The sequence below is a fragment of the Kitasatospora sp. NPDC051702 genome, from assembly GCF_040681575.1.
Taxonomy (GTDB): Bacteria; Actinomycetota; Actinomycetes; order Streptomycetales; family Streptomycetaceae; genus Kitasatospora.
In genome coordinates this window covers 173911-188974 of the sequence record NZ_JBFAZB010000006.1, presented here as the reverse complement: position 1 = coordinate 188974, position 15064 = coordinate 173911, and the positions used below count along the sequence as shown (strand labels likewise).

Here is a 15064-nt window from a genome sequence, read left to right as displayed (position 1 = left end):
CAACAGGTATGAGTCCGGGTGGCTCAACTTTGCTGAGCCCTGTCCTGCGGTGCGGCCGGCGGGCGGATGTGGCGGGCGTGGGGTTACGTGACTGCCGCCATAGCTTGAGAACCTTCTGGAGGACTGTGGGTGGGCGGTATTGTCCGGGCCGTCGGCCCGGCAAGTTACCGACGAGTACACTTACTTCAGAACCACAGAGACTGCTCAACAGCAAGCCGCAGGAGACGGAGAGCCGATGCAGCTAGCAGCGATCGTCATCTCGCTGGTCACGTTCGTGATCGGCACCGCGCTCGCCGCCCGTGCGGCGTTGTACATCTTCAAGGTGGTGCGGACCGGTCAGGCGGACTCCACCCGCTTCGGGCAGCCCGCCCAGCGGGCGAAGACCGTCGCCGTCGAGTTCGTCGGCCACACCAGGATGAACCGCTGGGGGATCGTCGGCATCGCCCACTGGTTCGTGGCGGTCGGCTTCTTCAGCCTCGTCCTCACCGTGGTCAACGCCTTCGGCCAGCTCTTCGACGCCGAGTTCGCGCTCCCGATCATCGGCCACTGGCTGCCGTGGGAGATCTTCGTCGAGCTGGTCGGCACCCTGACCACCCTGGGCATCGCCACCCTGATCGTGATCCGGCTGCTCAGCCTGCCCTCCCGGGCCGGCCGCAAGTCGCGCTTCGCCGGCTCCATCGCCTGGCAGGCCTTCTACGTCGAGTACACGATCCTCGGCATCGGCATCTGCATCCTGATGCTGCGCGGCCTGGAGGGCGCCCTGGCCGGCGTCGACTCCTACGACCCCGCGTACCTGGTCTCGTACCCGATCGCCGCCGCCTTCGACGGCGTCGCCCACGGCACGCTGGCCAACCTGGTCTACCTCTTCGCGATGCTGAAGATCTGCATCTCCTTCGCGTGGGCGACCACCATCGGCCTCAACCCCTCGATGGGCGTGGCCTGGCACCGCTTCCTCGCCTTCTTCAACATCTACTTCAAGCGCGAGGAGGACGGCGGCACCGCGCTCGGCGCCCTGCGCCCGATGACCAGCGGCGGCCAGCCGATCGACTTCGAGGACCCGGCCGACGACGCCGTCTTCGGCGTCTCCCAGGTCGAGCACTTCTCCTGGAAGGGCATCCTCGACTTCTCGACCTGCACCGAGTGCGGCCGCTGCCAGTCGCAGTGCCCCGCCTGGAACACTGGCAAGCCGCTCTCGCCCAAGCTGCTGATCATGAGCCTGCGCGAGCACGCCTTCGGCAAGGCCCCCTACCTGCTCGCCGGCGGCGGCAAGGACATGGAGGGCGAGGAGAAGGCCACCCCCGAGCAGCTCGCCGACGTCCCCGCGGCGGCCCTGGCCGAGGCCGAGCGCCCGCTGATCGGCACCGCCGAGGAGAACGGCGTCATCGACCCGGACGTCCTCTGGTCCTGCACCACCTGCGGCGCCTGCGTCGAGCAGTGCCCGGTGGACATCGAGCACATCGACCACATCGTCGACATGCGCCGCTACCAGGTGATGATCGAGTCCTCGTTCCCGACCGAGGCCGGGACGATGCTCAAGAACCTGGAGAACAAGGGCAACCCGTGGGGCATGGCCACCAAGGCCCGCCTGGACTGGGTGAAGGAGCTCAAGAAGGAGACCGGCATCGAGGTGCCGGTGATCGGCGAGGACATCGACCCCGCCGAGGTCGAGTACCTCTACTGGGTCGGCTGCGCCGGCGCCCTGGAGGACCGGGCCAAGAAGACCACCAAGGCCTTCGCCGAGCTGCTGCACACCGCGGGCGTGAAGTTCGCCATCCTCGGCAAGGAGGAGTCCTGCACCGGTGACTCCGCCCGCCGCCTGGGCAACGAGTTCCTCTTCCAGATGCTCGGCGCCCAGAACGTCGAGACGCTGAACGCGGCCCTGGAGGACGCCCCGGTCAAGCGGATCGTCGCCACCTGCCCGCACTGCTTCAACACCATCGCCAACGAGTACCCGCAGCTGGGCGGCCACTTCGAGGTCATCCACCACACCCAGCTGCTGCAGCACCTGATCGACGAGGGCAAGCTCGTCCCGGTCAACCCGGTCGAGGGCCTGATCACCTACCACGACCCCTGCTACCTGGGCCGCCACAACAAGGTCTACAGCCCGCCGCGCGAGATCATGGACAAGGTCCCCGGTCTGCGCCAGCAGGAGATGCACCGCCACAAGGAGCGCGGCTTCTGCTGCGGCGCCGGCGGCGCCCGGATGTGGATGGAGGAGCGCATCGGCAAGCGGATCAACACCGAGCGCGTGGACGAGGCGCTGTCGCTCAACCCCGACATCGTCTCCACCGCCTGCCCGTTCTGCCTGGTGATGCTCTCCGACTCGGTCAACGGCAAGAAGAACGAGGGCGCGGCCAAGGAGCACCTGAAGGTGGTCGACGTCGCCCAGCTGCTGCTCGACTCGGTGAAGGCCACCCCGCCGACCGAGGCCGAGGAGCCCGCGACGGTGGACGCGTAGCGTCCCCTGTTCGACAGTTCTGCAACAACTGCCCGGCCCGGGGGGCGTCGCGAGAGCGCCCGCCGGGCCGGGCTTTTGGCGCCGATCGGGGGTGCGCGGCGGAGCGCGCGGAGGGCAGGACTCGTAGGGGAGTGGTGCCAATCGCACGGCCGCCTGACTGCGTCCCCGTTGGAAGGAAATACAGTAGGCGCCAGACCGGCCCCGTGCCGGTCGACCCGTTCCGGACCGCCGGACGGGTCCAGACCACCGACGGAGGTATCGGCCCGCCGGGCCGGGCCGCGGAGAGCACAAGGGGAACAGCGCAGACCATGACCGAGGCGATCATGCTGGTCGGTGGTAAGGGCACGCGACTGCGTCCGCTGACCACCCACACCCCCAAGCCCATGCTGCCGGTGGCGGGCGTCCCCTTCATCGCGCACCAGCTGGCCCGCGCGGCCGCCGCCGGCGTCACCCGCGTCGTGCTGGCCACCTCCTACCTGGCCGAGGTCTTCGAGGACCACTTCCAGGACGGCACGCCGTACGGCATCGAGCTGGTCTACCTGACCGAGCGCGAGCCGCTGGGCACCGGCGGCGCCATCCGCAACGCCGCCTCCGGGCTGACCTGCGGCCCCGACGAGCCCGTCCTGGTCTTCAACGGCGACATCCTCTCCGGCGTCGACATCGCCGCCCTGCGCGACGGCCACGTGGCCGCCGGGGCCGACGTCACCCTGCACCTCACCCGGGTCGAGGACCCGCGCGCCTTCGGCCTGGTGCCGACCGACGCGAACGGGCGGGTGCTGGAGTTCCTGGAGAAGCCGGAGACGCCGGAGCAGATCGTCACCGACCAGATCAACGCCGGCTGCTACGTCTTCACCCGGTCCGTCATCGACCGCATCCCGGCCGGCCGGGAGGTCTCCGTGGAGCGCGAGACCTTCCCGGAGCTGCTGGCCACCGGCGCGCTGCTGCGCGGCGTCGTCGACACCTCCTACTGGCTGGACCTCGGCACCCCGGCCGCGTTCGTCCGCGGCTCCGCCGACCTGGTGCTCGGCAAGGTCGACTCCCCGGCCGTCCCCGGGCCGACCGGCGACGCCCTGCTGCTGCCCGGCGCCACCGTCCACCCGGGCGCGGTGCTCAGCGGCGGCACCGTCGTCTCCGAGGACGCCGTGGTCGAGCCCGGCGCGATCGTCGAGGGCAGCGTGATCCTCCCGGGCGCGGTGATCGGCCCGGACACCCTGGTCAAGGACTCCATCGTGGGCGCCTTCGCCACCGTCGGCGCCCGCTCGGCGCTGGACGGCGCGGTGATCGGCGACGGCGCGATCGTCGAGTCCGACAACGAGCTGCCGAACGGCATCCGGATCGCCTGCGGCACCCTGCTGCCGGTCGGCGCGGTCCGCACCTCGGCCGGCCCGGGCGGCTGCCCGGCCGGCACCGCGGCCGCCGCCGCCGTGCACGGCCCCTCGGTCACCGCACAGCGGTAGGACCCGGACCGGACCCGGCACCCGCGGCGCGCAGCCCGGGCGCCCGGGTGCGGCCGGCATTCCGGACCCGTTCGTCTCAGACTCGCTGCAAACCGGCCCCGGCTGCGAACCGGGCGTACGCGGACCGGGCCGGACGGGTACCGTCGGACCGTGGCTGGTAATCGATACGACAGCGGTCAGGGCGCCGACCCCCACGGCGGGTGGGCGCCCCCTCCGCCGCCGGCGGGGGCACCCGGGGGGCACGGGGGGACGGACGGGCCGGAGTACTTCACGGCCCCGCACCGGGGGGCGGCCGGGGGAGCCGACGGAACACCGGGGGGCTTCGGCGCGCCCGGTCCGCAGGGCGGCGGGTACGACCCGTACGCCGCCGACCGGCCCGGCAGCACCCGGGCCTTCCCGGCCGGTGACCCGTACCCGCAGGAGCCCCACCAGGGGTACTACGACCAGGGCGGGTACCCCGGGCAACCGGGCCCGCCGCAGCAGGGCTACGGCCAGGGCGACCAGGGCTACGACCAGGGCGGCTACCACCCCGGCGGCTACGGCCAGGAGGGCCACGGCGCCGGGCAGCAGCCCCCGTACAACCAGGACAACGTCACCGTCTACCGGGCCGGCGGCCAGTCCGCCCCGCACGTCTCCGGCCCCCGCCCGCACTGGCGCGAGCTGCTCGTCGGCGTCTTCCGCGCCCCGGGCGCGACCTTCGACCGCACCCGCGACCACCAGGTCTGGCTGCCCGCCCTGACGGTGTCGATGCTCTACGGCGCCCTCGCGGTCCTCGGCATCGGCCTGACCCACGACGACATCGTCAACTCGACCTTCACCGTAGCCCTGACCGGCATCCTCGCCGCCGCGATCGGCTTCACCCTGGCCGGCGCGGTCTTCGGCGCGGTCACCTACGCGCTGGCCCGCCAGCTCGGCGGCGACGGCCCCTGGAAGTCCACCGTCGGTCTGGCCGCCCTGATCGGCTGGCTGACCGACGCCCCCCGGCTGCTGCTCGACCTGGTGCTGCCCTCGGGCAGCGTGGTGGTCCAGGTCGCCGGATGGGCCACCTGGGCGCTCTGCGCGTTCCTGCTGAGCAGCATGGTCCGGCGGGTGCACGACCTCCCCTGGGGCAAGGCGGCGGCCGCCGCGGCGGTGCAGCTGCTCGCGCTGCTGGTGCTGATCAAGCTGCCGACGCTGGGCTGAGCCCGCCCGCCCCGGTGCCGGGCCGCCCGGCGCCGCGGCACCGGTCCGGGGCCGGCCCCGGACCGGGGTGCGCGATCATGCCGCCGCGCCCCGGACGGCACAATGGTGGACGGGCCCCGGGTCGTACCGGGCCCGTCCACCCCCGTCGTTCACGTACCGGAGCCAGGAATGACCCTCCCCACCACCCACGTCAGCTTCCCGGCCGGGGCGGTGACCGGCGAGTCCCCGGTGCTCGCGGTGCACCCGCTGGCCGACGGCCGGTACGCCGTGGTCACCGCGGCCACCCCGTTCCACCCGCTCGACCACACCTGGCCCGACCAGCCCGCCGACCTCGGCACCCTCGCCGTGGACGGCACCGAGCTGGCCGTCGTCGACTGCCTCACCGGCGCCGTCGGCCCGGACGGCGGCGCGCCGCTGGTCGGTGCCGACATCCCGGTCCGGCGCGGCGACGAGGAGTGGTCCTGGCTGGTCCTGCACGTCCTCGCGACCGACCCGGGCGACCTCGTCGGACGCACCGCGGTGCTCACCGTCGACGCCGGCCGCCGGGCCGCGCTCAGCGCCTCGCACAGCGGCTGCCACCTGCTCGCCCTGGCCCTCAACGAGGCCCTCGCTCCGCGCTGGCGCAAGGACCCGGGCCGCTCCGACGCCCTCGGCCACCCCGACTTCGACAGCCTCGCGATGGCCACCTCGGTGATGGACACCGAGGCCAGCACCGACACCTACCGGCTCGGCAAGTCGCTCAAGAAGAAGGGCTTCACGGCGGACGCCACCGAGGAGCTGCCCGCCCTCGCCGACGCCCTGCCCGCCCTCACCGAGGCCGTCAACGCCCGGCTCGCCACCTGGGTCGCCGCCGACGCCCCGGTCCGCATCGAGGTCCCCGGCCCCGAGCTGACCGCCCGCCGCCAGTGGCACTGCGAGCTGCCCGAGGGCGGCGCGCAGATCTTCTGCGGCGGCACCCACCTGCACCACCTCGGCGAGCTGGCCGAGCTCCGCACCGAGCTGCGGCTCTCCGAGGACGGCACCGAGCTGGTCGCCGTCACCAGGCCGAAGCGGGCCTGACCGCCACCGGGCCCGGCCCGGGAACGCCGCGGGCGGCCGCCCCTCGTCAGTCGAGGGGCGGCCGCCCGTTGTCGCGCGTGCTGTTCCGGTCGGGCCGGTCAGACCCGGGTGCGGTGGAAGTTCAGGTACGAGCGGGACGGAGTCGGGCCGCGCTGGCCCTGGTAGCGCGAGCCGTAGCGCTCCGAGCCGTACGGGTGCTCCGAGGGCGAGGAGAGCCGGAACAGGCAGAGCTGCCCGATCTTCATGCCCGGGTACAGCTTGATCGGCAGCGTCGCGACGTTGGACAGCTCCAGCGTCACGTGCCCGCTGAAGCCGGGGTCGATGAAGCCGGCCGTGGAGTGCGTCAGCAGGCCCAGCCGGCCCAGGCTCGACTTGCCCTCCAGCCGGGACGCCACGTCCTCGGGCAGCGTGATGACCTCGTAGGTCGAGGCCAGCACGAACTCGCCGGGGTGCAGGATGAACGCCTCGTCGCCCTCGGGCTCGACCAGCCGGGTCAGGTCCGGCTGCTCCTCGGAGGGGTCGATGTGCGGGTAGCGGTGGTTCTCGAACACGCGGAAGAAGCGGTCGAGGCGCACGTCGATGCTCGACGGCTGGATCATCGACGGGTCGAACGGGTCGATGACGACCCGGCCCAGGTCGATTTCGGTCCGGATGTCCTTGTCAGAGAGCAGCACGCTTCGAGGTTACGTGCACGACGGGGCCCCGGACGAATCCGCCCGGGGCCCGTTCCGTCCTCACGCCGACCGTCAGGCCAGGAACTCCGCGGCCTCCAGCCGCAGGGCCTGCGCCAGTTGCGGCGCCGACAGCTCCCGCACGTCGGCCAGCACCGAGCTCCGGAGCCGTCCGCACTGCGGACAGCGGATCAGCCGCCCGGGCCCGAGCCGGCCGGGTCCGAGGTTCTGCATCGGGAACGTGGTGGTGCTGAACAGGTGCCCCTCGGCACAACGAACGACGGCGCGCTGCTCCATCGGTCCCCTTCCCATCCCTAACCCAGTACTCACCCGTACTCATCGCGCCCCGGTGGCCCAAGGCCCCGGGACAGCGTCACATTAGGGGATGTTCCGGACATTCCACACCGTGGCTCGCCGCCCCGACCCCACCCGCCGGAGCACTCCTACGCGGCCCACACAGTACGCCTCCGCGCGCCCCCGGCCGCGCTCCGCCACGTCCCCGGGAGGCCTGTGCGGCGAGGGTCACGGATGGGGTACAGTGATGCTGGATCGAGCGGTCTATGACGGCTCGTCAGGCGGGCGTAGTTTAATGGTAGAACATGAGCTTCCCAAGCTTAGAGCGCGAGTTCGATTCTCGTCGCCCGCTCCACTGAAAAAGCCGCAGGTCAGGTGACCTGCGGCTTTTCTGTTGCCCCGGCGGGGTGTCGGCGGCGTCCCCGTGCGGTGCCGGCGGGATCCCGCCGGGGCGGCGGCGTGGTCAGGGGGTGTCGAGGAAGGCGCGGACGGTCTTGGTGAAGGCCTCGGTCTCCTCGGCGAGGACGATGTGGCCGGTGTCGAACTCGGCGTACTCGCTGGTGGGCAGGGCCGCGTGGAGGCGGCGGGCGTTCCCGACCGGGACGGTGGCGTCCCGGGTGCAGCCGATCACCAGGGCGGGGGCCTCGACGCGGGGCAGCAGCGGGGTGAGGTCCAGGCTGAGGTCCAGGGCGATGTGGCGCAGGGTGCCGGGGGTCGGCCGCATGTAGGCGGTGTTGGCCTCGACGGCCTCGCGGCCGATGCGGTTGAGGAAGCCGCCGCTGAAGGCGGTGAGGGTGGCGTAGCCGCCGAAAGCGTCGGGGTGGTCGGCGAGCGACAGCCAGGTGGCCATGGACAGCCGCATGTACTCGTCCTGTTCGGCGCTGATCCAGCCGGCGGCGGCGACCAGGCGGCGGACCTGGTCGGGGCGCAGGGCGGCCGCCGCGGTGGCGACGACGGCGCCGAGGGAGAAACCGAAGACGTCGGCGGGGCCGCGGCCGGCGTCGTCGATGACGGCGTTGACCTGGGCGGCGAGGGTCTCCAGGGTGAGCTCGGCGCCGTCGTCCTCGGCGGCCTCGCTGCCGGAGAGGTCGGGCAGCAGCACGGTGTAGCGGTCGGTGAAGGCGTCCAGCAGGCCGTCCCACATGCCCGAGCCGGGGCCGGTGCCGTGCACCAGGACGAGGGTGTCGGGGCCGTCGCCGACGACGCGGTAGGGGATGCGGGCGGTACCGACGGTGATGGTGGGCATGGCTGGGTCCTTTCGAGGAGGTCCTGGTGGGGACCGGCGGGTGGTTCGGCGCTGTCGGCCCGGTCCTGCCGGTCCCTGGCGACAAGAAGTAAACTACACGGTGCAGATCATTGATTCAACTGCACCGTGCAGTGCACTTTGCTTCGCGGTGATGCCGGCGCCCCGGGGCGCGGCGGAGGGTGAGGGAATGGTGAGAGTGGAACTGTCCGTCCACGGTCACCGTCCAAGCAGTGATGGAATCCCAGCCCGGCCCGGAAGCCGGGAGGAGCGCGGAGGGCCCAGTGCAGTCAGGTGGTGCCGAACTGAACGTCGGATTACCGGTCGGGTGTCAGGACCGCGTGCCGGTCACGTCGCCCCTCGGGCCCCCCGTCAGGATGGCGACGATCGATCAACTCGACGCCGCGGAGCGCTGCGAGGCGCTGCTCCAGGACACCCTGGACGCCGTCCGGCCGGCGCTGGTCTGGGAGCCGGCCGCGCCGAGGGCCGGAGCGCGGCTGCCGCTCCCGGGGCAGGACCCGGACCTGCACTGGTACGTCACCCGGGGGAGGGACGTCCGCACCGTCGTCTCGGCGGCCCGCCGGGCGGTGCTGGTGGACGTGGTGGAGCGACACTGGCGCCGGCGCGGCTGGACGATCACCTCGCTGAACGCCGGGCGGGACCGCCCGGGCGTCACCGCCGTCACCTCGGACTGCTACCGACTGGTGCTGCGCTTCGGCGAGTTGGGCGAGGTCGGGCTCACCGCGGGCTCGCCCGGGGTGCTCCGCTCGGAGCGGCTGCCGTCGCCGCCGCAGGCCGCCGGGCGTGCCCCGGTGCCGCTGCCGGACGTCTGCTGCCCGCACTGGAGCGCGATGTTCTGAGCGGGAGCCCGAAGGGAAGGGGGAGGCGCGGAGCGAGTCCCCCCGGACCCGCTCCGCACCGCCTCGTCGCACGGCTTCGGCGCGGCCGCTCCCCCCGACTCCCCGGCAGCCCCGCCGTTTCCCCCCTGGCAGCACCCTCCGGCGAGAGCGCCCTGCACAGGCCCCGGCGAGCCCCCACCCCCGGGGACGTCGTTGATCTCAAGCTAACAAACCGCGTGGTTGGTTTGTCAATACCCGGATCCACGAAACATCCACAAACGTGATGGTCGGTTCGAGCGCGGCTGCAGGGCTCGGACCAGCGGATCGAGGGCCTCGGAGGGCCCGGGCGGCCCCGGGGCGCACGCCGCGGCGGGCGGCACCGTCGATGGACATGGCAGTGGAACCCGACATTCCGTGCATCACGGCAGCACGGAGGGACACCGCGTGAGCGCTGAGCGCAGCCGGTGGCCCGAAGGCTCGACGGACGGGGGCGGGGCAGTGCCGCGGCCCCTCCGGCGGGGTGGGCGCCCGGTTCAGCGCAGCAGCCGGCGCTCCTTGGCCACCGCCACCGCGCCGGCCCGGGTGTCCACGCCCAACTTGTCGTAGATCCGGCCCAGATGGGTCTTCACCGTGGCCTCGCTGATGAACAGCGCCCGGGCGATCTCCCGGTTGCCCAGCCCCTGCGCCAGCTGCGCCAGGATGTCCTGCTCACGCTCGGTCAACTGCGGTGCGGGCGCCCGCATCTGCGCCATCACGCGGGACGCGACCGGCGGCGAGAGCACCGTCCGGCCCCGGGCCGCGGCGTGCACGGCGGCGAACAGCTCCTCGGGCCGCTCGGCCTTCAGCAGGTAGCCGGTGGCGCCGGCGGCGATCGCCCGGGTGATGTCGGCGTCGGTGTCGTAGGTGGTGAGCACCAGGACGTGCGGTCCGCCGCCGGCCGTGGTGATCCGCCGGGTGGCCTCGACCCCGTCGATGCCGTCGCCGAGTTGGAGGTCCATCAGCACCACCTGGGGCGCCAGCGCGGCGGCCAGCGCGACGGCCTCCTCGCCGGTGCTGGCCTCGCCGACGACCTCGATGTCGCCCGCGCTGGCGAGCAGTGCCAGCAGGCCGGCGCGCACCACGGCGTGGTCGTCGCAGACCAGCAGCCGGACGGGGGAGTCGGGGGCGGTGCTCATCGGGGCTCCAGGGGGATCGCGGCGGAGACCACAGTGCCCTCGCCGGGGGTGCTCTCCACGGTCAGCGTCCCACCGAGCTGGCGCAGCCGGGCGCGCATCGCCGACAGCCCGTACCCGCGGCCGTCGGACGTCCCGGTCGAGCCGGGTGTCCCGGACGTGCCGGTGGTGCCCGCCGTGCCGGACGTGCCGGTGGTGCCCGCCGTGCCGGCCGTGCCGACCGCGCCGGTCGTCGCCGGGTCGAAGCCGCGGCCGTCGTCGGCGACGTCCAGGACGGCCTGGTCGCCGAGGAACGACAGCGTGATCGCCGCGGTCGACGCCCCGGCGTGCTCCCGGACGTTGGCCAGCGCGCCCTGGGCGATCCGCAGCAGCGCGGACTGCACGGCGGCGGGCAGCGGCACGGGCGGGCCGTCCAGGTGGAAGCGGACCGGCAGGCCGCTCTCGGCCTCCTCCCGGTCGGCCAGGGCCCGCAGCGCCCCGTCGAGCGGGCGGCCGTCGGCGAGTTCGGCCGGTGCGAGGTCGTGGACGAAACGGCGCGCCTCGGCCAGGTTGCGGGCCGCCACCCGGGCGGCGGTCCGGACGTGGGTGCGGGCGGTCACCGGCTCGGTGTCCCAGGTGCGTTCGGCGGCCTGGAGCAGCATCTGCTGGCTGGACAGGCCCTGCGCCAGGGTGTCGTGGATCTCCATCGCCAGCCGCTCGCGCTCCGCGAGGGTGCCCTCCCGCCGTTCGGTGGCGGCGAGTTCGCGCCGGGTGTGCACCAGGTCGGCGATCAGGGCGCGCTGCCGGGCGGCCTGCCGGGCCATGAACAGGAAGACGCCGGTGGCGAGCGCCGCCACTGTGGGCGGCAGCAGGACGAGGGTGGCGTCCGCCCCGTCCGAGAGCCGGATCTCGGCGATCACCACCAGCAGGGTCAGCGCCGCCACCAGCGGGATCGCGGCCCGTGCCGGCAGGGCCCGCAGCACGGTGTAGACGAGCGGGACGGCGCACCAGGCGAAGCTCGGCGCGAGCAGCACCAGGACCACCCACAGCGCGAGCACGGCCACCAGCGGCCACGACCGCGGCCGGGCACCCGGGGCGGGCGGGCGGTGGTGCGCGAGCCAGGAGCCGGCCGGCTGGACGACGGCCAGTGCGGCGCTCAGCCCGATCACCCAGGGGATCCGGGGGTTGCCGTGGTGGTGGGAGAGGTAGCGGCTGAGCGAGGCGGCGAGCAGGAGCAGGAAGGCCGAGTCGAGCAGCACCGCCAGGCGTCCCGCGTCCGGGTCGCCGGTGTCGCGGCCGGCGGCGGGGCGGCCGGTCGCGGGGCGGGGTCGTCGCACGGGTGGCTCCTGGCTGGGCGGGCGGTCGGGGTGCCCGGCCGGGCTGGCGCACCGACCGGCCGGCGGGCCGGTCACCGCGCCGACCTGCACCGATCCCTCGATGGTGACCCGCCGGGCCCGGTCCCGCATCAGCCGATCGGTTGACGGCGTCGTCCTCCATCATGCCCGCGCGGTCGCGCCGGAGCGCCGATGTGGCGGGGCGGGGCCCGGCCGGAGGATCGAGGGGAGCCGGGCGGACCCCCACCGCCCGGCCCCAGACGCCGATCCGCTGAGGAGCTGGACCATGAAGAAGATCTCCGTGCGCACCCGGGTGCTGACCGGCACCCTCGCCGCCGCCGCGCTCGCCGCCACCGTGGGCGCCGTTTCGGCCAGCGCCGAGACCTCCGAGACGCCGGCCGCCCCGGCCGCGGTCAAGGCGGACACGCAGAACCGGAACCTGGCCCAGACCACCGGTCTGTCCCTGGACGCCGCCACCCGCGCCGCCCAGGCCACCCTGGACGCGGCGACCAAGGCCGGCCAGCACGTCTCGGTCGCGGTCGTCGACCGGGACGGCGTCACCCGCGTCCTGCTCAAGGGCGACGGTGCCGGCCCGCAGTCCCCCGAGTCGGCGCAGCGCAAGGCGTTCACCGCCGTCTCCTGGAACGCGCCCACCTCGGAGCTGACCAAGCGGCTGGCCCAGGCCCCGACCCTCAAGGACATCCCGGGCACGCTGTTCCTGGCCGGCGGCGCTCCGGTGCAGTCGAAGGGCGCGCCGGTCGCGGCGATCGGTGTCGCGGGTGCGCCCAGCGGCGACCTGGACGAGCAGTTCGCCCAGGCCGGCGTCGCCGCGCTGGCGAAGTGACGCCCGCCGGCCGGTCGTCCCGCTCCCGGTGGCCGGGGCGGGGCGCCGGCCGGGGCGGCGCGCTCGGGCCCGTCCCCGGCCCCGGGGGGAACTGCCCGTTCGAGTGAAGATCGAGACGGTCTCCGCAGAACACGGAGCGGTCCTTTGAAAAGCCGGTGCCGCTGTCAGTGCCGCGTGGCAGGCTTCCCGGTATGACGGCGTGGACCCTCAACGACATCGAACGTGCGATCCGCTCCTCCTGGGGTGTCGACACCTGTGCGCCCGAGGACCTGGCCCACTGGCGTCCCGACAATCCCGCCCGCGGCCAGTGCGGGGTGACGGCGATGGTGCTGCACGACCTGCTCGGCGGCGAGCTCATGATGGGCGAGGTGCACGTCGGCGGGGTCCGGACGGACCTCCACTGGTGGAACCGCTTCGCCACCGGCGTCGAGATCGACCTCACCCGGGAGCAGTTCGGCCCGGACGAACTGGTCGGCCCGGGCCGACCGGTCGCCCGCCCGGCCCGCCCCGGCCGGCTCCAGGCCCAGTACGAGCTGCTGCGCCACCGGGTGGTCGCCGAGCTGGAGCACGGCCGCGCCCGGTTGCCGGAGCGCGCCTGCGCATGAGCGCTCCCCGCCGGTCCTCCTGACGTACAGTCGGCCGCGCGCACGGCGCCGGTGACGGCCGCCGTGGCTGCGGTGGTGACGTCCACGGCGGGGCGCCGTGGTGAGGACGGCGAGGGGAGTGCGCGATGACCGCGACGACGGTGGGCTTCGTGGGGCTGGGCGCGATGGGGCAGGGGATGGCCGGCAGCCTGCTGCGGGCCGGCCACGCCGTCCGGGTGTGGAACCGCTCGCCCGGCCCGGTGGCCGCCCTGGTCGCCCGGGGTGCGGAGCCGGCCGGGTCGCTCGCCGAGGTGTTCGCGGCCGACACCGTGGTCTCCATGCTCGCCGACGACGCGGCCGTCGAACGGCTGCTCCTCGACCCCGGGCTGCTCGCGGGCGCGACGGCGACCCTGCACGTCAACATGGCCACCGTCTCCGTGGCGCTCGCCGAACGCGCCGAGGCGCTGCACGCCGAGCACGGCGTCGGTTACCTGGCCGCGCCGGTGCTCGGCCGGCCCCCGGTCGCGGCGGCCGGCCGGCTGAACGTCCTGGCCGCGGGCGCCCCCGAGCTGCTGGCCCGGGCGGAGCCGCTGTTCGCCGCGATGGGCGAGCGCACCTGGCACTTCGGCGACCGCCCCCGGCAGGCCAACGCGGCCAAGATCAGCGCCAACTTCCTGCTGGCCTGCGCGATCGAGTCGATGGCCGAGGCGTGCACGCTGGCCGAGGGCCACGGTGTCCGGCCGGGTGACCTGATCGGGATGCTCACCGCCACGCTCTTCCCCGGGCCGGTGCACACCGGGTACGGCGCGATGATCGCCGAACGCCGTTACGAGCCGGCCGGGTTCAGGCTCCCGCTGGGCCTCAAGGACGTCGGCCTCGCGCTGGAGGCCGGTGCCGCGCAGCACGTCCCGCTGCCCTTCGGCGGCATCCTGCGGGACGCCTTCCTGGACGCCCTGGCCCACGGCGACGGCGACAAGGACTGGTCCGCCGTCGCGGAGGTCGCCCGCCGCCGGGCCGGCCTGTCCGATTGAGGCGCCCGCGGGCGGCGGCGACCGGCGGCACCCGTTCGGCACCGCCGCACCCGGGAACGTGCTCGGAGCGCGTTCGGGCGAGGGCGCCCGGGGGAGCGCGCACCAGGGCGCGGGAGCGGAATAACCGGCGCGAGGGCCGTGCTCGCACCTCTGTCCGCACCACCAGACCGGGGAGTTCCGATGGCCGACCAGCCGGCCGGCGCCGAGGCGCCGCGCAGTTTCCTGTTCCTCGACGCCAGTGCCCGGGAGGACGGCAACTCCGGGCGGCTCGCCCGGCTGGCCGCGGAGGCGAGCCTGCCGGCCGGGGCGGAGCAGCGCTGGCTGCGGCTGAGCGAGCACCCGCTGCCGCCGTTCCAGGACCTGCGGCACACCGGGGACGGCCGCTACCCGGAGCCGGTCGGCCACGAACTGACGCTGCTGGAGGCCACCCTGGCCGCCACCGACCTGGTCTTCGTCGCGCCGCTGTACTGGTACTCGCTGCCGAGCAGCGCCAAGCTCTACCTCGACCACTGGTCGGCCTGGCTGCGGGCGCCCGGGGTGGACTTCCGCGCGGGCATGGCCGGCGGCACGCTGTGGGCCGTCACCGCCCTTGCGACCGAGGACGACAAGGCCGATCCGCTGGTCGGCACGCTCCGGCTGACCGCCGAGTACTTGGGGATGCGGTGGGGCGGCGCGCTGATCGGCAACGGCAGCCGGCCGGGGGACGTGCTGCGCGACGAGCGGGCGCTGGTTTCCGCCAAGTCCTTCTTCGCCGGCTGACCGGCCCCGGACCGGTCGCCGGCCCGCCCCCGCGTCGGTCATCGGGCCGCCCCGGGCCCGGTCGTCGGCCCGTCGCCCGAACGCCGTCGGGCGGCGCTCCCGGGGCCCGGGGGCCGGCCTCCGCCGCGGTGGTGTTCGCGGAATGTTCACACCCGTGG

General features: G+C 74.0%; 13 protein-coding genes, 1 tRNA gene and 1 pseudogene. 10 read left to right on the top strand and 5 right to left on the bottom strand.

Features of this window, described 5'->3' with window-relative positions:
* Positions 1–235: 235 nt before the first annotated feature.
* The 4 genes and pseudogenes from AB0N04_RS08405 to AB0N04_RS08390 all read left to right on the top strand — a co-directional run bounded on the left by AB0N04_RS08405 (position 236) and on the right by AB0N04_RS08390 (position 6156).
* Complete coding sequence (locus AB0N04_RS08405; protein WP_360205806.1) at positions 236–2458, top strand: heterodisulfide reductase-related iron-sulfur binding cluster; 2223 nt, start codon at positions 236–238, stop codon at positions 2456–2458.
* A gap of 308 nt (positions 2459–2766) precedes the next feature.
* Positions 2767–3840, top strand: a pseudogene (locus AB0N04_RS08400) (NDP-sugar synthase); the annotation flags it as partial.
* Positions 3841–4065: 225 nt separating this feature from the next.
* Entirely contained in the window at positions 4066–5097 is a 1032-nt protein-coding gene (locus AB0N04_RS08395; RefSeq protein ID WP_360205804.1) for a Yip1 family protein, read from the top strand.
* 168 nt (positions 5098–5265) lie between these two features.
* Positions 5266–6156: a metal-dependent hydrolase gene (locus tag AB0N04_RS08390; RefSeq protein ID WP_360205801.1), complete on the top strand. Its 891-nt coding sequence runs from the start codon at positions 5266–5268 to the stop codon at positions 6154–6156.
* A 98-nt stretch (positions 6157–6254) separates the two neighbouring features.
* Here the strand turns inward: AB0N04_RS08390 and dcd are convergent, their stop codons facing one another.
* Both dcd and AB0N04_RS08380 read right to left on the bottom strand, forming a co-directional pair.
* Positions 6255–6830 carry a dCTP deaminase gene (dcd, locus tag AB0N04_RS08385; RefSeq protein ID WP_360205798.1) on the bottom strand — a complete coding sequence of 192 codons (576 nt, stop codon included), beginning with the start codon at positions 6828–6830 and terminating at the stop codon, positions 6255–6257.
* 72 nt (positions 6831–6902) lie between these two features.
* Positions 6903–7124, bottom strand: coding sequence for a hypothetical protein (locus AB0N04_RS08380; protein WP_360205795.1), 222 nt, complete (start codon positions 7122–7124; stop codon positions 6903–6905).
* A gap of 278 nt (positions 7125–7402) precedes the next feature.
* On the opposite strand from AB0N04_RS08380, the gene AB0N04_RS08375 reads away from it, so the two are divergent.
* A tRNA-Gly gene (locus tag AB0N04_RS08375) sits at positions 7403–7476 on the top strand.
* 108 nt (positions 7477–7584) lie between these two features.
* Here the strand turns inward: AB0N04_RS08375 and AB0N04_RS08370 are convergent.
* Positions 7585–8367, bottom strand: coding sequence for an alpha/beta hydrolase (locus AB0N04_RS08370; protein ID WP_360205792.1), 783 nt, complete (start codon positions 8365–8367; stop codon positions 7585–7587).
* 374 nt (positions 8368–8741) lie between these two features.
* Between AB0N04_RS08370 and AB0N04_RS08365 the strand changes: the two genes are divergently transcribed.
* Positions 8742–9224, top strand: coding sequence for a hypothetical protein (locus AB0N04_RS08365; RefSeq protein ID WP_360205789.1), 483 nt, complete (start codon positions 8742–8744; stop codon positions 9222–9224).
* 512 nt (positions 9225–9736) lie between these two features.
* Here AB0N04_RS08365 and AB0N04_RS08360 read toward each other — a convergent pair.
* Entirely contained in the window at positions 9737–10378 is a 642-nt protein-coding gene (locus tag AB0N04_RS08360) for a response regulator transcription factor (RefSeq protein WP_360205786.1), read from the bottom strand.
* Entirely contained in the window at positions 10375–11820 is a 1446-nt protein-coding gene (locus AB0N04_RS08355) for a sensor histidine kinase (protein WP_360205783.1), read from the bottom strand. Before AB0N04_RS08355 ends, AB0N04_RS08360 begins: the two co-directional genes overlap by 4 nt.
* A gap of 154 nt (positions 11821–11974) precedes the next feature.
* On the opposite strand from AB0N04_RS08355, the gene AB0N04_RS08350 reads away from it, so the two are divergent.
* The 4 genes from AB0N04_RS08350 to AB0N04_RS08335 all read left to right on the top strand — a co-directional run bounded on the left by AB0N04_RS08350 (position 11975) and on the right by AB0N04_RS08335 (position 14906).
* A complete protein-coding gene (locus tag AB0N04_RS08350) occupies positions 11975–12532 on the top strand; it encodes a heme-binding protein (RefSeq protein ID WP_360205781.1) in 558 nt (185 codons plus the stop codon).
* A 191-nt stretch (positions 12533–12723) separates the two neighbouring features.
* On the top strand, positions 12724–13137 hold the full coding sequence (locus AB0N04_RS08345) for a hypothetical protein (protein ID WP_360205778.1): 414 nt from the start codon (positions 12724–12726) through the stop codon (positions 13135–13137).
* 125 nt (positions 13138–13262) lie between these two features.
* Entirely contained in the window at positions 13263–14147 is an 885-nt protein-coding gene (locus AB0N04_RS08340) for an NAD(P)-dependent oxidoreductase (protein WP_360205775.1), read from the top strand.
* A 180-nt stretch (positions 14148–14327) separates the two neighbouring features.
* Positions 14328–14906: an NAD(P)H-dependent oxidoreductase gene (locus tag AB0N04_RS08335; RefSeq protein ID WP_360205773.1), complete on the top strand. Its 579-nt coding sequence runs from the start codon at positions 14328–14330 to the stop codon at positions 14904–14906.
* Positions 14907–15064 lie beyond the last annotated feature (158 nt).

Bases quoted from the DNA above. Each gene is read 5' to 3' on its own strand.
- AB0N04_RS08405 (WP_360205806.1), top strand. From the start codon at position 236: ATGCAGCTAGCAGCGATCGTCATCTCGCTGGTCACGTTCGTGATCGGC.
- AB0N04_RS08390 (WP_360205801.1), top strand. From the start codon at position 5,266: ATGACCCTCCCCACCACCCACGTCAGCTTCCCGGCCGGGGCGGTGACC.
- AB0N04_RS08380 (WP_360205795.1), bottom strand. From the start codon at position 7,124: ATGGAGCAGCGCGCCGTCGTTCGTTGTGCCGAGGGGCACCTGTTCAGC.
- AB0N04_RS08370 (WP_360205792.1), bottom strand. From the start codon at position 8,367: ATGCCCACCATCACCGTCGGTACCGCCCGCATCCCCTACCGCGTCGTC.
- AB0N04_RS08365 (WP_360205789.1), top strand. From the start codon at position 8,742: ATGGCGACGATCGATCAACTCGACGCCGCGGAGCGCTGCGAGGCGCTG.
- AB0N04_RS08360 (WP_360205786.1), bottom strand. From the start codon at position 10,378: ATGAGCACCGCCCCCGACTCCCCCGTCCGGCTGCTGGTCTGCGACGAC.
- AB0N04_RS08355 (WP_360205783.1), bottom strand. From the start codon at position 11,820: ATGCGGGACCGGGCCCGGCGGGTCACCATCGAGGGATCGGTGCAGGTC.
- AB0N04_RS08350 (WP_360205781.1), top strand. From the start codon at position 11,975: ATGAAGAAGATCTCCGTGCGCACCCGGGTGCTGACCGGCACCCTCGCC.
- AB0N04_RS08345 (WP_360205778.1), top strand. From the start codon at position 12,724: ATGACGGCGTGGACCCTCAACGACATCGAACGTGCGATCCGCTCCTCC.
- AB0N04_RS08340 (WP_360205775.1), top strand. From the start codon at position 13,263: ATGACCGCGACGACGGTGGGCTTCGTGGGGCTGGGCGCGATGGGGCAG.
- AB0N04_RS08335 (WP_360205773.1), top strand. From the start codon at position 14,328: ATGGCCGACCAGCCGGCCGGCGCCGAGGCGCCGCGCAGTTTCCTGTTC.